Source organism: Bifidobacterium sp. M0353, from assembly GCF_016100645.1.
GTDB lineage: Bacteria > Actinomycetota > Actinomycetes > Actinomycetales > Bifidobacteriaceae > Bombiscardovia > Bombiscardovia choladohabitans.
This window is the reverse complement of the sequence record NZ_JACFSB010000002.1, coordinates 425,232-441,422: the sequence shown is the minus strand read 5'-3', so window position 1 is coordinate 441,422 and position 16,191 is coordinate 425,232. Positions and strand designations below refer to the sequence as shown.

Annotated in this window: 15 protein-coding genes; 2 read left to right on the top strand and 13 right to left on the bottom strand. The window is 61.1% G+C overall.

Annotated elements, in window-relative coordinates:
• Position 1: 1 nt before the first annotated feature.
• The 5 genes from H3V04_RS07345 to dnaB all read right to left on the bottom strand — a co-directional run bounded on the left by H3V04_RS07345 (position 2) and on the right by dnaB (position 5,924).
• On the bottom strand, positions 2 to 1,711 hold the full coding sequence (locus H3V04_RS07345; RefSeq protein ID WP_198188031.1) for an AarF/ABC1/UbiB kinase family protein: 1,710 nt from the start codon (positions 1,709 to 1,711) through the stop codon (positions 2 to 4).
• 92 nt (positions 1,712 to 1,803) lie between these two features.
• Positions 1,804 to 2,169 (bottom strand): phasin family protein, encoded by a 366-nt coding sequence (locus tag H3V04_RS07340; protein WP_110417742.1) that lies wholly within the window; start codon positions 2,167 to 2,169, stop codon positions 1,804 to 1,806.
• Between the two features lie 193 nt (positions 2,170 to 2,362).
• Complete coding sequence (locus tag H3V04_RS07335) at positions 2,363 to 3,163, bottom strand: type 1 glutamine amidotransferase (RefSeq protein WP_198187813.1); 801 nt, start codon at positions 3,161 to 3,163, stop codon at positions 2,363 to 2,365.
• Positions 3,164 to 3,189: 26 nt separating this feature from the next.
• Entirely contained in the window at positions 3,190 to 4,584 is a 1,395-nt protein-coding gene (locus H3V04_RS07330) for a MurT ligase domain-containing protein (protein ID WP_373564716.1), read from the bottom strand.
• A complete protein-coding gene (gene dnaB, locus H3V04_RS07325; protein WP_198188027.1) occupies positions 4,584 to 5,924 on the bottom strand; it encodes a replicative DNA helicase in 1,341 nt (446 codons plus the stop codon). The genes H3V04_RS07330 and dnaB overlap by 1 nt, the downstream gene beginning before the upstream one ends.
• Before the next feature lie 413 nt (positions 5,925 to 6,337).
• Between dnaB and H3V04_RS07320 the strand changes: the two genes are divergently transcribed.
• Positions 6,338 to 7,729 carry an MATE family efflux transporter gene (locus H3V04_RS07320; protein ID WP_232342622.1) on the top strand — a complete coding sequence of 464 codons (1,392 nt, stop codon included), beginning with the start codon at positions 6,338 to 6,340 and terminating at the stop codon, positions 7,727 to 7,729.
• Between the two features lie 119 nt (positions 7,730 to 7,848).
• On the opposite strand, the gene H3V04_RS07315 is transcribed toward H3V04_RS07320, so the two are convergent.
• The 6 genes from H3V04_RS07315 to H3V04_RS10550 form a co-directional block, all read right to left on the bottom strand.
• Complete coding sequence (locus H3V04_RS07315) at positions 7,849 to 8,187, bottom strand: P-II family nitrogen regulator (protein ID WP_029678271.1); 339 nt, start codon at positions 8,185 to 8,187, stop codon at positions 7,849 to 7,851.
• 17 nt (positions 8,188 to 8,204) lie between these two features.
• A complete protein-coding gene (locus H3V04_RS07310) occupies positions 8,205 to 9,470 on the bottom strand; it encodes an ammonium transporter (RefSeq protein WP_198187810.1) in 1,266 nt (421 codons plus the stop codon).
• A gap of 188 nt (positions 9,471 to 9,658) precedes the next feature.
• Entirely contained in the window at positions 9,659 to 10,846 is a 1,188-nt protein-coding gene (ftsY, locus tag H3V04_RS07305) for a signal recognition particle-docking protein FtsY (RefSeq protein ID WP_373564715.1), read from the bottom strand.
• A gap of 202 nt (positions 10,847 to 11,048) precedes the next feature.
• Positions 11,049 to 11,612 carry a hypothetical protein gene (locus tag H3V04_RS07300; RefSeq protein WP_198187805.1) on the bottom strand — a complete coding sequence of 188 codons (564 nt, stop codon included), beginning with the start codon at positions 11,610 to 11,612 and terminating at the stop codon, positions 11,049 to 11,051.
• A 100-nt stretch (positions 11,613 to 11,712) separates the two neighbouring features.
• Complete coding sequence (locus H3V04_RS07295; protein WP_198187803.1) at positions 11,713 to 12,264, bottom strand: GNAT family N-acetyltransferase; 552 nt, start codon at positions 12,262 to 12,264, stop codon at positions 11,713 to 11,715.
• 299 nt (positions 12,265 to 12,563) lie between these two features.
• The gene (locus H3V04_RS10550; RefSeq protein WP_373564714.1) at positions 12,564 to 12,668 is read right to left on the bottom strand and encodes a hypothetical protein; all 105 of its coding nucleotides are present in this window, start codon (positions 12,666 to 12,668) and stop codon (positions 12,564 to 12,566) included.
• Between the two features lie 760 nt (positions 12,669 to 13,428).
• Between H3V04_RS10550 and H3V04_RS07290 the strand changes: the two genes are divergently transcribed.
• Positions 13,429 to 13,752: a hypothetical protein gene (locus H3V04_RS07290; protein WP_198187802.1), complete on the top strand. Its 324-nt coding sequence runs from the start codon at positions 13,429 to 13,431 to the stop codon at positions 13,750 to 13,752.
• A gap of 396 nt (positions 13,753 to 14,148) precedes the next feature.
• Here the strand turns inward: H3V04_RS07290 and H3V04_RS07285 are convergent, their stop codons facing one another.
• Positions 14,149 to 15,582 (bottom strand): alpha-L-fucosidase, encoded by a 1,434-nt coding sequence (locus H3V04_RS07285; RefSeq protein ID WP_198187800.1) that lies wholly within the window; start codon positions 15,580 to 15,582, stop codon positions 14,149 to 14,151.
• A 346-nt stretch (positions 15,583 to 15,928) separates the two neighbouring features.
• Positions 15,929 to 16,108 carry a hypothetical protein gene (locus H3V04_RS07280; RefSeq protein WP_198187799.1) on the bottom strand — a complete coding sequence of 60 codons (180 nt, stop codon included), beginning with the start codon at positions 16,106 to 16,108 and terminating at the stop codon, positions 15,929 to 15,931.
• Positions 16,109 to 16,191: the final 83 nt, after the last annotated feature.

Genomic DNA, 16,191 nt, shown 5'->3' with positions numbered 1-16,191 from the left:
CCTAGGCTTCGCCGTTGCGTCGCCGACGCTTGAGGGCCCGATGCTTGATCAGGATGTCCAGGACTATCCAGACCGAAAGAATGAAGGCCACCACGTATCCCAGCATGCTGACCACCGGGATGCCGAAGACCACCGGCTTGATGCGGGCGAAGTAGACGATTGAGGAGCCCACATAGAGGCCGACGACAATCAGGGCCATGGTCAGCCTGTTGACCATGTCGGACAGCTGCTGCAGGGGTTCCTCGGAGCCTACAAGCTGCACATTGGCGCGCAGCTGGCCACGGGTAAGCATCTTGGCCGCGGTCTGGGACTCAGCCAGGGCGCCCAAAAGCCCATGCAGGGCCAGGTCGCCCTGGATGCCCAGCTTCCGGGTCTCCTCCTTGAGGATGGATCCAGTGCCCTGACTGTAGGCGACATGATCGGTGATGATCTGCACGATGTTGGCCTCAGGCAGGAACTCATCCAGGAGTCCTTCAAGGGTGACCAGGCACCGCGCCACCATGGTGACCGACCCCGGCACTTTGATGCCATGCCGCGCGGCCAGCTTCATAACGGCATTGACGTATTCGGCGATGTCCAGATCAGCCAGATCCAGCTTGCCGAACCGCTGGACGACCGCATCCAGGTCGGCCAAAAGATAGGGGTAGTCCTCGGCCCTGGCCTCTCCCGTGCCGGCGAAGCGGAGCAACCCCTGGGCCAGGGCTGGCGAATCCTCGCGGCCCACCGCAAAAATCATGTCCTTCAAGGCCGATTTGGTCACCTTGTCCAGGCGGCCGACCATCCCAAGGTCTATCAGCACTATGCAGCCATCGCGGATGATGATGTTGCCGGGGTGCGGATCGGCGTGGAAGAAGCCCCGGTCCATGATCTGGGTGGCATAGTTGTCGACCAGCTTGGTGCCGATCTCCTTCAGGTCATAACCCCGGGCCACCAGCTGGGCGGGCCGTGAGAGGGATATCCCGTCGATGTACTCCATCACCACCACATGCCTGGTGCAAAGCTCGGGATAGGGCTTCGGACAGTCGATGTAAGCGTAAGGGCCACAGAAATCCTTGAATTCAGCCAGATTGGCGGCCTCCTGCTGGAAGTCGACCTCGGACTGGAAGGTCTCCCAGAGCTCCTCGACAACCCCACGGATGTCAATCACCTGGGTACTGCGGACGAACCGGGAGGCCCACTTGACCATGCTGCGCAGAATGTCGATGTCCTGGGCCATGGTCTCTTGAATCCCTGGGCGCTGGACCTTGACAGCCACGTCCTCCCCGCTGATCAGGCGGGCCCGATGCACCTGCGCCAGGGAAGCCGACCCCAGGGGAACAGGATCTATGGAGGAGAAGATCTGGTCAAGCGGACGGCCGTACTCGGTGGCCAGTGTGCTGATCACCACGGAATACGGGATGGGATCCGCGTCGGCGCGCAACTTGGAGAGCTCACGGCAGAAGGCCTCCGGCAGAATCTCCGAACGCATGGAAAGAATCTGGCCCACCTTGACGAAAGTGGGCCCGAGCGCCTCGAACAATCGACGCATGGTGACCGGGGTCAGACCATGGATGATGTCGAACCGGTTGGCAATGCGGATCATCTCGGCCAGTCGACGGGCCCTGCCACGCCTGTGCCGGATCCTTACTGCCGCCCCCTGCCGCTCTCCCGTACCGACCCCGAAGAGGCCGATGGTCTGCACAGGGGCATCATGCCCGTTCATGGCATCCATACTCACCACTCACCTGCGTCCTTTATCCGCATGGCCGACCAGCGGCAGACATTCCGGCGCAGACGACCGACGCTGACAGTAATCGACCGCCTTCAGCCCTGCTGACCCGCAATGGGATCATTGGATGTGATGGGGATGGACCCGGATCGACGATTCGGCATTGGCGCCAGGGGCTCGTGGTCGGGACGGCGGGAATCAGGAGCAACATGAGTCGCAGGCCTGGGCGCGCCAGCAGCCGGTGCAGGTGCGCTGTCAGCAGGGGCAGGTGCAGGAGCAGGGGGGTTCTGTCTGTTCCGCTTGAGCTCAGTATTGAGAATCTTGCCCTGCTCGACCGTCAGTTCGCCCTTCTTGACCAGGTTGTCAATGACCTCCTGGCCCTTCTCCACGCCTGTGGCCAAGGCTCCGATGCCAGCCAGAAGCACCTTGTGCAATCCGTCACCGATATGCAAATCCGACATGATATGCCTCCCAGCATTCATACGCCCTTGAAGTACCGGGCTCTTTTGACCGCCAAGAGACGAGCGGCCGTCTCTCTTTACAGTCTAGCTGGTTATCATTGACCGATCCGATTCGACACCATGGCAAGAGGGACCGCAACGCCTTTCCCCCGGCACTGCCTTCGTCCGCTGATCAGAATCAGTGCGGGACTCTTCATCTGGGCCTGGAGGCTGCGATACGGCTGGCCTGATCTGCCAGGGAGTCCAGGCGCTCCAGCTCGCTCCGGCTCTTCTGGTCCATGGCAGTCTTCATCTGGGCGAAGGTGCCCTGGCCGTACCGCCTTTCGGCTGCCCCCTCGATAAGGAAGTCCGTGATGGCCGGGTTCTTCGGCAGCAGCGACCCGTGCATATAGGTGCCGATGACTTTCTTCCATCGGGCCCCCTCGGTGTGGTCCTTGCCGTTGTTGCCGCGGCCATCCTCGGTCACCGTGCCCAGGGGACGGGCCCCCTCACCCAGGTAGGTCAGGCCCGAATGGTTCTCGTAGCCGACCACCCTGCCGAAGTCCTCTGCCTGCTCCACCAGGTTGCCGATCATCCGCTCGGGCTTGGCAATGGTGTGCACGTCAAGAATGCCGACCCCCTCCAGGCGCTCATGGTCGGAGGTCTCGAAATAATGGCCGAAGAGCTGATAGAGCCCGCAGATCATCAGCATGGGCACATCCTGGTCGGCCAGATCGTGCAGAAGACCGCCCCGCTCCCGCAGGTCGTCGATGATCCGTTCCTGGCCATGGTCCTGGCCGCCGCCGCCCAGAACCATATCGATCCGCTCCGGCCAGGCATCGCCGGGATCGTAATAGCGGACCATGGGACGGAACCCGTACACCTCGGCCCTGCGGGTCACGCTGAGTATGTTCCCTGAATCCCCGTAGATGTTCATATCACGGTGATAGAGGGAGATGATCCGCAGTGGCGGATGGTCTGCCACGGCCTTGGACTGATCCCGTGTCTGCGGCATTCCTGCGCTCCTTTTGGTTCGCTCGCTCATGCGCCCACCCCGGCATCGTCCACGCTCGTGATCCTGCCGAGGGCTGACCGGAGCCGGAGCATGGAGGTGTAAGTGCAGTAGATTCGCTTGGGTCGGCCTGGGTGCACCTCAAGGAAGGCTGTCAGCGCCCGATCCAGGTCGGCCTCGATCTCCTCCGTGGGCACCTGGTCATAGGCCAGGCGCAGGGCCATGTCATAGGCCCGGGTGCCGGAGACCATGGCCACGCCGGTATCCCTGAGCGAGGTGAAGTCCACATCCCAGAGCCAGCTCATGTCACGCCCGTCCGCATACTCGTCACGGATGGCGATCATGGTGTCCTGGCCGGCAGGGTCGAAGGAGGACAGGGCCAGACGGAAGCCCATGGGGTTCTTGACCAGGACCAGCTCAACCGGCGCGCCCTGGTAGGTAATGACCTCCCCACGGCCGAAGGCGGGCGTCACCTTGGACAGGGCATCCATGAGGGCTGCATCATCAGGCTCCCTGTCCTCCAGAACAACCCTCACCAGCGTCAGGGCAGCGGCCGCATTGTAGAGGTTGTAGACGCCCTCCAGACGCAGATCGGTCTCCAGAAGCCGACCGTCCAGGCGGAAGGCGGCCCGGTGGTCCATGACCCGTTCCAGGGTCACTTCGGCTGGCAGCCGGTGACCGGGGCGGACCGGGCGGGGAGCACTGTCCGCACCGGCACCATGGGCATCCCGATCCGAGGCATGCATGTCGTCATCGGTGGGGAAATAGCTCAGCAGATCGTCTGACAGACCGAAGTAGGCCACACCGGTCCGGGCCGGCGTCTGGGCGGCCAACCTGGCGATGCGTGGATCCTCACGGTTGAGGACCACCGTGCCCGTGGTGGCCTGGGCCACCTGACCCAGCAGCCGGGCAGTAGTATCGATTTCCCCAAACCGGTCCAGCTGGTCACGCATGACATTGAGCAGAAGGGCGTAGCGGGGCTTGACCTGTCGCACAAAGTGAACCGCATAGGCCTCGTCCAGCTCCAGGACGGCAATATCGGCACGCAGCCGGCCGGACAGCCCCAATGTAGAGACCAAGGCCGAGACCACGCCACGGGTGAAGTTGGACCCGGTCGGGTTGGTGAAGACCTTGAGCCCCAGGGACTCCAGTATGGAGGCCACCATCCGGGTGGTGGTGGTCTTGCCATTGGTCCCCGAGACCAGAACCACGCCACGGGGCAGCTCCGACAGAGTCCTGGCCAGGAAGCCCGGGTCAATCCGCTCGACCACCTTGCCAGGCAGGGCCGAACCGCCATGATGGGACAGACGCGAAACGAGACGTACCGCCTTGCCGACCAGAAGGGTCAGGAGCGAACGCCAGCGCCGACCGGGACGACCGGGCTGATCGGCAGGCTGCGCCGTGGAAGTCCTGGACCGCATGATCAGACCCCTCCCTGCTGGTAGTCCTGGGGCATGTCCTTGAACTTGGACTTCTCGCCAAGGAAGGCCAGCTTGAAGGTGTCGGTGGGGCCGTTGCGGTGCTTGGCCAGAATGATGTCGGCCTCGCCCGGGCGGTCCTCCTTGTCGTAGAAGTCCGGTCGGTGGACCAGGAAGACCACGTCGGCGTCCTGCTCGATGGATCCCGACTCGCGCAGGTCGGAGAGCATGGGCTTCTTGTCGTTGCGCATCTCGGGACCGCGGTTGAGCTGGCTCAACGCCACCACCGGAACCTCCAGCTCCTTGGCCAGCAGCTTCAGGGCGCGCGAGAAGTCGGAGACCTCCTGCTGGCGGGATTCGACCCTCTTGCCCGAGGTCATCAGCTGCAGGTAGTCGATGACCACCAGTTTCAGGTCGTTGGTCTGCTTGAGCCGACGGCACTTGGCACGGATCTCCATCAGGCTCATGTTGGGCGAATCGTCCAGGAAGAGCGGGGCATCCTGGAGCCTGCTCCAGAAGGTGTTCAGGGTGTTCCAGCGCTCGGGGGTGATGTCATCCGCCCGGCGCAGGGCCACCAGGGGGATGTCGGTCTCGGCCGAGATGATGCGCTGGGCCAGCTCGGTCTTGCTCATCTCCAGGGAGAAGACCACCGTGGTCATGTTGTTGTGGAGGGCCGCGGCGCGGGCGAAATCGATGCCCAGGGTGGACTTGCCCATGGCGGGGCGGCCGGCCACCACGATCATCTGCCCGGGCTGCAGGCCCTGGGTCACGTCGTCGATGCTCCTGAAGCCGGTGGGCACGCCCCGCTCCATGTCGCCGTTCTGCAGCTTGTCCAGCTGGTCCAGGGTGTCATGGACGACCGGCCCGATGGCCTCGTAATCCTGACGGACCCTGCCCACGCTCATCTCGTAGACCTCGGCCTGGGCCAGGTTGACGATGTCCTCGGCCTGGGAGCCCTCGGCCGAGTAGCCCAGCTGGGCGATCTTGGTGCCGGCCGCGATCACATTGCGCAGGATGGCCCGCTGGTGGACGATCTCGGCATAGTAGGTGGCGTTGGCGGCTGTCGGGACCGAGGCCACCAGGGAGTGCAGATAGTCGGTGCCGCCCACCTTCTCCAGGTCGCCAGACTTGAGCAGCTCGTTGGCCACCAGGACCGCATCCACCGGCTGGGAGGCCGAAAAGAGTGTGACGATGGCCTCGTAGATGGTCTGGTGCTTGGGCTGGTAGAAGTCGGATATGTCTATCATCTGGCTGACCTCGCCGATGGCATCCTTGCTCATGAGCATGCCGCCCAGCACGGCCATCTCCGCATCGTCATCATGCGGGGGCACCCGATCGAAGAGCATGTCACGGCCGGTCTGGGCATGATCGGTGGGACGCTGTTCGGGATGGGTGTAGTCGGTGTAGTCGTCGGAAGCCATAGCCACGATTCTACGAAGAGGACCGTCCTTGGCAGCCCCAAGAGACGGATTTCACCCAAGGCATTCACCGGGACGCGCCGACCGTACTGGACGGACACGGGTCGCCCTGTATGTGTACAGAAAAATAAGTTATCCACATTCAAGGCGTGTCCTAGAGGACATGTGCGCAACTTATCCACCTCATGGGTACAACTCTGTGCAAAACTTGGGGACAGTCTTCCACATCATCAATCCAGCTTGCACTCAGGGCTGTTTGGTGATACGGCATCCACGACAGGACGTCCACGGACTGGCTTTCAGGGGTTGTGTCTTCAGTCCAGAGCATTAGCATGGCGTCCATGCGCAGCCACAGGAACATCCCCGAAACCAAGACCGGATCAATCACGCCGGAAGAGCGGCGGGCGACCTACCGGACCATCGCTGGACTGGCCATACCCACCTTCGGCCAGCTGATTGCTTCCCCGCTCTTCGTCATGATCGACACCGCCATCGTGGGCCACATCAGCGACTCGGCCCTAGCCGGGCTCTCCATCGGATCCACCGTGGTGTTGACCACCGTGGGCCTGTGCATCTTTCTGGCCTACGGGACCACCTCCCAGGTGGCCCGACTCATGGGCGCCGGTCGCCGCCGGGAGGGGATGCAGGCCGGTGTGGACGGCATGTGGCTGGCCTTCGTCATCGGTCTGGTGGTCTGCGCCGTTCTCCTGGCTTTGAGCCGGCCCATCTGCAGCCTGATGGGAGCCCGCGGGCCGGTCCTGCAGGCGGCGCAGACCTACCTGAATGCCCTGGTCTTCGGCCTTCCGGCCATGCTCCTGGTCTACGCAGCCAACGGCATCTTCCGCGGACTTCAAAAGGTAAAGATCACCCTGGTGGCCGCCGTGTCAGGCGCCATCCTCAACACCGCCCTTGAGATTCTGCTGGTCTTCGGCCTGCACATGGACATTCTGGGCTCGGGCCTGGCCACCCTGATCGCCGAGTGGGCCATGGGGCTCTTCCTGACCATCCCCGCCTTGGTATGGGCCCGCCGGGAAGGCGCCCAACTGCGGCCCCGGCTCTCAGGCATGGCGGCCAGCATGGGCGACGGTTTCCCGCTCTTCCTGCGGACCCTGGCCCTGCGGGTCTGCCTCTTTATGACCGTGGTGGCTGCGGCCCACCTGGGCGAGCAGGTGCTGGCGGCCTATCAGGGGGTCAACTCGGCCTGGAACTTCGGACTGAACATGCTGGATGCCGTAGGCATCGCCGGTCAGTCACTGGTAGCCACCGAACTGGGCGCCGGACAGCGGTCACGGGCACGGGTCATGACCGACCTGTCGGCCAAGGCCGGCATGGCCATGGGAGTGCTGGTCGGACTGGTCATGATCGCCCTGGGCCTCTTCGCCGCCCCACTGTTCAGCCCCACGCCGGCCATCAGGTCGCTGATCACCGTGGGCATGATCGTCCAGGGAGTCTTCATGCCCGTCGCGGGATGGATGTGGGCCCTGGACGGGATTCTGATCGGGGCCGGGGACTATCGCTACCTGGCGGCCACCTGCTCCCTGACGGCTGTGATCTACCTGATCGGCCTGCTGGGCATGACGGCTCTGGCCATGAACTGGACGCCCACCTGGCGGATAGCCATGCTCTGGGCCGTACTCAATGTCCTCTTCATCGGCGTCAGGGCCATCTGCAATGGCTTGAGAACGCGCACCGACGTCTGGATGGGGACGATCAGCCAAGCCAAGGAAGCCTGAAAAGACATAGAAAAAGCAGGACTCCGACCGCTCGGCCATGAAATGAGCCACAGCGACGGGATCCTGCGAAACTAGTCAGTAGGAGGAAGACGACATGCAGATGGCAGCAGGCGGCTGCCTCAGATGGCGTCTACACCCGTCTCCCCGGTGCGGACCCTGACCACCGAGTCCAGGGTCTGCACCCAGACCTTGCCGTCGCCCACGGTGTTGGTGGCGGCGGCCTGGACGATAGTGTCGACCAGCTCGTCGACCCGGCGATCCTCGGTCAGCACCTCCAGGCGCACCTTGGGAACCAGGTCCACCTTGACAGTGCTGCCCCGGTAGACCTCCTTATGGCCTCCCTGCCGACCATAGCCCTGGGCTGACGAGACGGTCATACCGTGCACGCCGACCTCGGTCAGGGCCTGTTTAATCTGATCCAGCCGCCCGGGCTGAATGATGGCGGTAATGAGTTTCATGCTGCCTTCCTTTCCGATCAGTTCAGAATGGATCCGAAGTCGTAGGCGCTCTCACCCTGATCGCTCTGATCGACGCCGATGACCTCCTGATCCTTACTGACCCGCCAACCAATGGTCTTCTCCAGCGCAAAGGCGATCACACCGGTTACTGCAGCTGCGTAGATGATCGCAATCAGCGCCACCAGGAACTGAACCAGCAGCTGCCGGAAATCGCCGCCGGCCAGGAAGCCCGTGCCGGTACCAAAGAAGCCTATCAACAGCGTGCCCAATAAACCACCCACACCGTGGATGCCTACCACATCCAAGGAGTCGTCATAGGCGAAGCGGAACTTGAGCCCGCAGGCCAGGCAGCAGACGAAACCAGCCAGGAGGCCGATGACCATGGCCCATAGCGGGGAAACCACGTCGGCCGCTGGCGTGATGGCCACCAGGCCGGCGACCATGCCGGATGCAGCACCCATGGCGGTGTAATGCCCGGTGCGGACCCGCTCAGTAAAGAGCCAGCCCAGGGTGGCGCCGCTGGCGGCTATGGTCGTGGAAACCCAGGCATATCCAGCCGTGCCGTTGGCGGCGAAGGCGGAACCGGCATTGAAGCCGAACCAGCCGAACCAGAGCAGGAAGGCACCCAGCATGACCATGGGCACATTGTGGGGACGTATGGACTCCTTGGGGAAGCCGATTCGCCTGCCGATGATGAGCACAATGACCAGGGCTGCTACTGCCGCGTTGATGTGGATGACCGTACCGCCTGCGAAGTCGTGCGCCTGAGCCCCGATGGCGTTGGAGATGGGTCCATCGGCAGCCAGCAGTCCGTGATTCCAGACCATGTGGGCCATGGGTGCGTAATCCAAGGTGACCCAGAGGGCCACGAAGATCATCCAGGTGCTGATTCTGACTCGCTCTGCCAGGGCTCCCGAGATCAGGGCCACGCAGATCATGGCGAAGGCGGCCTGGAAGGCGATGTCCACCGTGTGCGGGTAGGCGGCGTTTGCGGAATCAAGCGAGGTGAAGACCCCATTCTTGGCTGTGACCGTGTCCTTGAGCAGGAAGCCGGTGATGGGGTCGCCGAAGACGCCTCCGATGTCCTTGCCTGCAAAGGAAATCGACCAGCCCCAGAAGGCCCAGATAACCCCAGTCACGGCAATGGCCAGGGTGGACATCATCATCATGTTGAGTACAGCCTTGGCTCGGACCATACCCCCATAGAAGAAAGCCACCGCTGGAGTCATCAGGAAAACCATGGATGCCGCTACCAGCATCCAGGCAGCATTTCCAGAATCCATGCCTACACCTCTCTTTTCCCCATCCGGGCGGGCAGCCCCGATAACGAGTGCTTCCCTCCGGACAGCCTACGTCAGATTCTCTTCCACTTCCCGATTCATCAAACAGGACGAGGATGTCGGTCAGGTCACCGCCGCATTACCTCCGGGTGACTATTGGATGACCACCTTATGACCAACCACCGGCAGGACTACTCGTCTCCCAGGATGCCGTCGACAAAGGACTCCGGATCGAAAACGGCCAGATCGTCGGGCCCCTCGCCCAGCCCGACCAGCTTGACGGGCACGCCCAGCTCCCGCTGAACAGATATGACAATGCCGCCCTTGGCCGAGCCGTCCAGCTTGGTCAGGACGATGCCCGTGACCCCGATGGCCTGGGCGAAGACCTGGGCCTGGATCATCCCGTTCTGCCCGGTGGTGGCATCCAGGACCAGCAGAACCTCGTCCACGGGCAGGTTCTTCTCGATCACCCGCCGGATCTTGCCCAGCTGATCCATGAGGTTGGCCTTGTTCTGCAGACGTCCGGCTGTGTCCACAATGAGGACATCTGCCTGATCGTTTTTGGCCCGTTCCGCAGCTTCGAAGGCCACCGAGGCCGGATCGGCACCGTCGCGGTCGCTGCGGACCACGGGCACGCCCACCTTGCCACCCCAGGTCTCCAGCTGGTCAGCGGCGGCGGCACGGAAGGTGTCGGCGGCCCCCATGACCACCGACTTGCCATCGGCCACGAAGAGCCTGGCCAGCTTGCCCGCCGTGGTGGTCTTGCCTGTGCCGTTGACGCCCACCATGATGATGACCGACGGCCTGTTGGCCTGAGGTCGGGCAGCCGCCAGAGTCCGGTCCATATCGGGGTCGACCAGATCGATCAGGCGCTGACGAAGGCCACGACGCACTGCTGCGGGGTCCTTCTGCCCTGTGATCCGAGCATCGTCGCGCAGCTGCTTCACCAGCTGTTCACTGGCATCGGCACCCACATCCGCCATGAGCAGGGTGTCTTCCACATCCTCCCAGTCGGACTCGCTCAGATGGTCCTTGGTCAGAATGGCAAAGAGAGCCTTGCCGAAGGGGTTGGGGCTCTTGGCCAGCCTGGCCTTGAGCCTGGTCATGCGGGATGCGGAGGTCTCCGGATGAGCTAGCTCCTCCTGCGCCGACGATGCCACTTGCCCGACCGCAGACGACTGACTGGACGCCCTTGAATCGACTGAGCCCGCTGAACCCGCTGAACCCGCTGAACCCGTAGAAGCGTCCGGATTGTGGGATGCGCCCGATGCAGGAGAGGCAGATTGGACACTTTGGTCAGCCGATGAAGCTGCTGGGGAGGCACCAGGTTGGCCTTCAGCTCGACCCTTTGCTGCGGCCGTCGCAGACTCCGGGGACAGAGAAGAGCGGCCATCATCAGACTCTTGCACCCTGCCTGGGCGCGTGGAATCCCCCTGGGACCGGCGCTTACGGACCGCCACCAGAATGCCGGCCACTGCCAGCACCAGGACGATCAACACCGCGATAAGAATAAGGAGCTGCTGTGTTGTCATAGGTACCAGCCTAAAGGCGAAAAGGGACACGGATGGTCATCATGAGCGGTCACTTTCCGCTCGGGTGACTCGTTTCCGTCTGCGAACCGCTCTTGACTGAAGGCATGACGTCGGAGGTGATGGGCTGAGGCTCCCGCCGCTGCGGATGCGAAGGCTCAGGGCTGGACGATCGCAAGGTAGAGTTCCTGGGGGCTGGAGGACCGGAGGCCGCAGAAACCGATGGCACGGCATTCCTCCGTTGCCTCGGGCTAGCCGACGATGCAGAATCAGTGCTGGGCGGCCTGGGCAGATTTATCTCGTCCGTGGAATCGGAGGCCAGCATGCCTCGAACCTCCACCACGGAGGAGGAGTTGACATAGACCGGATAGGAATGTGCAAGGTCCTCAGCTGTTGGCGCATCCTCGCCCGAGCCGGGGGCGAACGACAGGTGCCCTCCTGCAATCCGCGGCAGCTTATTCTCTCGCTCCTGCTGACGGCGGGCGGCCTTACGCACACGCTCATCCAGAGACTGGGAAAAAGCACGGTCCTGGGACTCGCCAAGCGCCAAGCGCATGACAAATACGATGAATGCCACCACCACCAGCACCCATACCAGGACAATCATCCAGACCATACCTGCCATTCTCTCAGAAGAACCCCACAGACGCGCTAAGACACGATGAATCTATCGGTCTCTTTCACACTGGTTCATGCTGACGCGTTCTTTGGCCTTTTTACTCGGTAGACAAATCAATCCAATATCGTTCTACTGACTGACCAGAACCGCTAGAAAGCACATTCTCCAATTGCCCGCCTCGAGAGAGGATGGTACGGCGACTGGCCAGATTCGACGGGGAGCAGGTGATCAGGACCCGACTCATGCCCAGACCGGCCGCCCGTCGCAGGCAATCATCCAACATCAGCCCGGCATAACCCCGCCGGCGACAATCCGGACGAACTGAATAGCCGATGTTGCCGCCCACTCGCAGAAGCGCCTGCGTAAGCTGCAACCTCAGTTGAATCATCCCCACCAGTTTGCCGCTGGGGTCCATGGCGGCGAACTGCAGGGCGGGCACAAACCCCGGCGGCAGATCATCACCACGCGCCTGACGAGCCACCTCCGGCAGACCAAACCGACGAACCTCATCCAGGCTGTGGCAGCCCTCCAAGGGGCCGAGCCCAGCCGCTTCATCCTCAGTTCGAGCACGACAGACCTGCAGATATTCCCAAATCGCTTCGGCACCCACTGCTCCCGGCCGGTCCAGCCTCACCAGACGGATTCCCATGGTCCACCTCTTCTGCCGAGTACTTGGCCACCCCTTTGTGCTTCAGCTTACCTGAGCAGCATTCAACGGAACTCGAGTTTCCAAAGAAGACAAGCGCCACAGGAACATCGCGCACATGGGTGAGTAGTCGGAACTCAATACAGCAAGAATCACAATGTTCAATAAAGGTTCTCCCAAACTTACGTTCGAAGCTCTAGCTCCAGCTTCAGCTTCATCAGATCAGCAAAAGCCTCGCTCTGGAATTCATCGTCCTTTCTGCTTTTCGCCTTACGATGCCCGGAACAACCGGTCAAGGATCGTCAGTCAGACATTCCCGCCTGAAACCATGTAATGACAATTTGCGTGCGGTCCCGCAGGCCGGTCTTGTCAAGTATGCGACTTACGTAGCGTCTGACGGAGGTGATTTCGAGAGTGAGGCACTGGGCTATTTCCTGATTAGAGAATCATCGAGCGATGAGCCCGGCTATCTTGTACTCCCTGGAGGTCAGTTTGTCCAGCTGCTGCCTGGCCGGCGGATTACTGAGCTTATGCCGGACATAAGCTCTGTCGCGGTTGATGAGCTCTGCTGTGATACGGGGAGGGGGGTGAGCACTGCATTCCCATCGGCCACTGCGTGAATGGCGCGGTGCAGGTCTCTGGTAGGACATATCCTTAACTCGAGAGCTTAGACTCGTGTCCTGGCAACTGCTCTACCAACAATTCGGTTCATCGAACGTTACGAGAAGTTTTAAACAAAGTTTCAAGAAGGCTGTTGATCGTGTCTATGAAGCTTATCGGGGTGTGAACATCATCGACGCATGGAAAGCCGGCGAATGGTTCTAGAGCCGCCTTAGCAGATCTTACTGGGTTCGGATATCCCACAGTCCGGCAAAACAGGAATGAGCCTTGCCCCCCAAAGCTACGCTTGCTATCCACAAAACAAACGTTCGGTGTGGAACGAAAAATAGGTAGCAAGCATAGTAAATGTGCGTACGAGTCCGTCCAATTACTCACTCATGCCGGACAACCGAACCCAATAATTGCGTAGACTTGGCAGATGAATACCTGTGCTCTTGTCATCGCTGTGAATGTGTCAACCGCTAAACAACGTTGGATGTTCTAGGCAACATTCCAGTTCTTCGCATGATGAGATAGAGCTTTGAATAATATTGGAGGGAGCGCATTTTGACAGGGAACAGTATCGAGCGGAACGGCATTGAGGATTTCTCGGTTACTTTGCAGTACGGAGTAACGGCCCGCTTTTCTAGACAGGAAAATACGAGTGACTACGAAGTCAAATATGAGAACGTTCCCCTATTTCTCAGGGACTACTTACATGACGCAACCATAGGAAGAACGCAGCTTGCAGTTCCCAAGCACAAGATGGAACAATTCAATGCACGTCTGATCGAATTGATCAATGAGATTTTCGCTCCGGAAACCACAAGAGAAGATTTAATCGAATCCGCCATTCAGGATATTAACAATGCTGTGAAAGAAGCCGGATAGCGGATTCGATAACATACGACTAGCGTTTGCAGATTACGGAGATTTCTTTCGATCAGCCTAATGCAGCCGGATCTGCGTAGTGCAATAAATCAACATCTACCCATGCTTTATACTTGTACGTTTTACCGACGGGGCAGTTGTAGTGAGCGGTTGCTCTTTGAGCTTTCCCACCACCAGGTAACGTAACAATGTTGCCTTAAGACCCAGCATCAGCCCGGCATAGCCCCGCCCGCGACAATCCGGACGAACTGAATAGCCGATGTTGCCGCCCGTACGCAGAAGCGCCTCGGAATCTCTTCCAGGCAGAAGCCCCGGCAGATTGTTCAATATCCCGTCTATCCAGTCACAGCGGCCAGCCACACGATGGTGGCAGCCTGCCTTAGCCCCGTGTTTGTCTTACTCGGTCCTGGCACCACCCTCGCGGACCAGGCAGGTGTCCAAGGCCACGGGGCCACGCGACCTGGTCACGCTGACCTCCAGGTGGCTGGTGGTCAGTGGACCGACCTGTGCAAAGTGCTGATACCCAATGGCCCCCACCTCTGCCACCTGGCGGAGTTCACCATCAAGCTCGGCACTGATGACGACCTGTTCCACCCGCTGGCCGACCTCGATGTGCTCACGAAGGATGAGCCCATCCACCTGTCGGGGACGGTCGAAATCAATGGTAACGGTGGGATGCTCATCATCCGCAGCGGCCAGCCACCAGCCGGAGTCCACACCAGTGGACAGGAGGGCCTGTGGGTCACTCCCGCAGGCGTTGGAGGAGACGGACACCTTGGCACCCTCGGTGACGGCCCCGTGCCAGAATTCACGGATCCTGCGACCCAGACCGGTCAGGGAATCCACATCGGGCTGGCTGATCTTCCCCTGGGCGTTCGACGGCACATTGAGCACAAGATTGGCGTTCCCGCCGACAGTGGTGGACCAGATGTCGAAAAGTTCGTTAGCCGTGCGCACCTTGTCGTCCTCGCTGGCATGGTGGAACCAGCCGGGCCGGATGGAGGTGTCGACCTCAGCCGGGTACCAGACCAGGGGGCCGCCGTACTGTTCAAGAACCTTGCGACTGCCCAGATCCTCATCTTCAGAACGCACAACCCAATCGGGGTTGGCGAGATGGTCCAGTTCCCCCTTGCCCATCTTCCACTCTGCATGGCTGAGGGATGCTGGAACCACGCTCCACTCGTTTTCGCGTGCCTTGCCGGCCTCGTTGCCGCACCAACGGACATCAGGTCCGCAGATACTGATGACCGCTTCCGGCTGAAGGGCCCTAATCACGTTGAAATAGCGTTGCCAGTCATAGGCCTGGATCTTACCGTTGGGTCCCTCACCATTGGCTCCGTCCATCCAAACACTGAAGACGGGTCCGTAGTGGGTAAGAAGCTCTATCAGCTGGTTGACATAGTAGTCGTCATAGGCCTTGCCCTGCCCGTAAGTGGCCTCGGTCCTGTCCCAGGGAGACAGGTAGACACCGAACTTGAGGCCGTGACGGTGGGCGGCCTGGGAGACCTCGCGGACCACATCGCCCTTTCCTCCCTTCCAGGGAGAGCTGGCCACGCTGTGATCGGTGTAGGCACTGGGCCAGAGGCAGAATCCGTCGTGATGCTTGCAGGTGAGGATCACCCCCGTCATGCCAGCGGCTTTAAAGGTCTCCATCCACTGGTCGCAGTCCAGGTCCGCCGGGTTGAAGAGGGCAGGATCCTCGTGGCCCAGGCCCCATTCGCGGCCGGTCATCGTGTTCATGCCAAAGTGCATGAAAGCATACATTTCCATGCGCTGCCAATCGAGCTGACGGTGGGATGGCTTGATATTGGCGAGATAATCCAGATTCATCGAAATCCTTCCTTGGAATTCGTCTTGTCGGTGGGTTTGCCTGGGTCTGCGGTCTTCTGGCGGGTCTTTGCACTTCTTTGTCCGAATCTGCTCATACACCAGCGGGCAGCCGAGACCTAATTAATTAACTTACCTCACAATTACCACGAAGGGAATTGACACGCATGAGACATGAGTGAGGACTGCCAGATCGGCAGCCAGAAGGAAGGTGGAAAGTGCCGTACAGACAGACACCGACCACCTGGCCCGGGCAGGATGGTGGCCATGCCGCCGTCGGTTGAGGCGGCAGGGTCCGCCTTGTCCACCATGCAGAAGACGTCGGGGGCATACGCCCCAGCAGTCAAGGTCAATCGATGGCCGCAGTCCTCGGCCTCAATAGAGGCTTCAAGAGGGTCTTGCCGGAGGGCCCGGCGACGACCCCGGCCGGATTGTAAATGACCCTAGCAAAACCTGGCCGATCGGGGCTGAACACCAGAATCTCCTGGGTGGGGCCACAGAAGGCGACCACTGCGGCCTCCAGAACCACCTGGGCCTGCTCCCCTGCCGATCAGTGACCCGGGTGATTTGAGTGGCCAGAACGGTTCCATCCAAGCGGCGGCGCTCCACCCC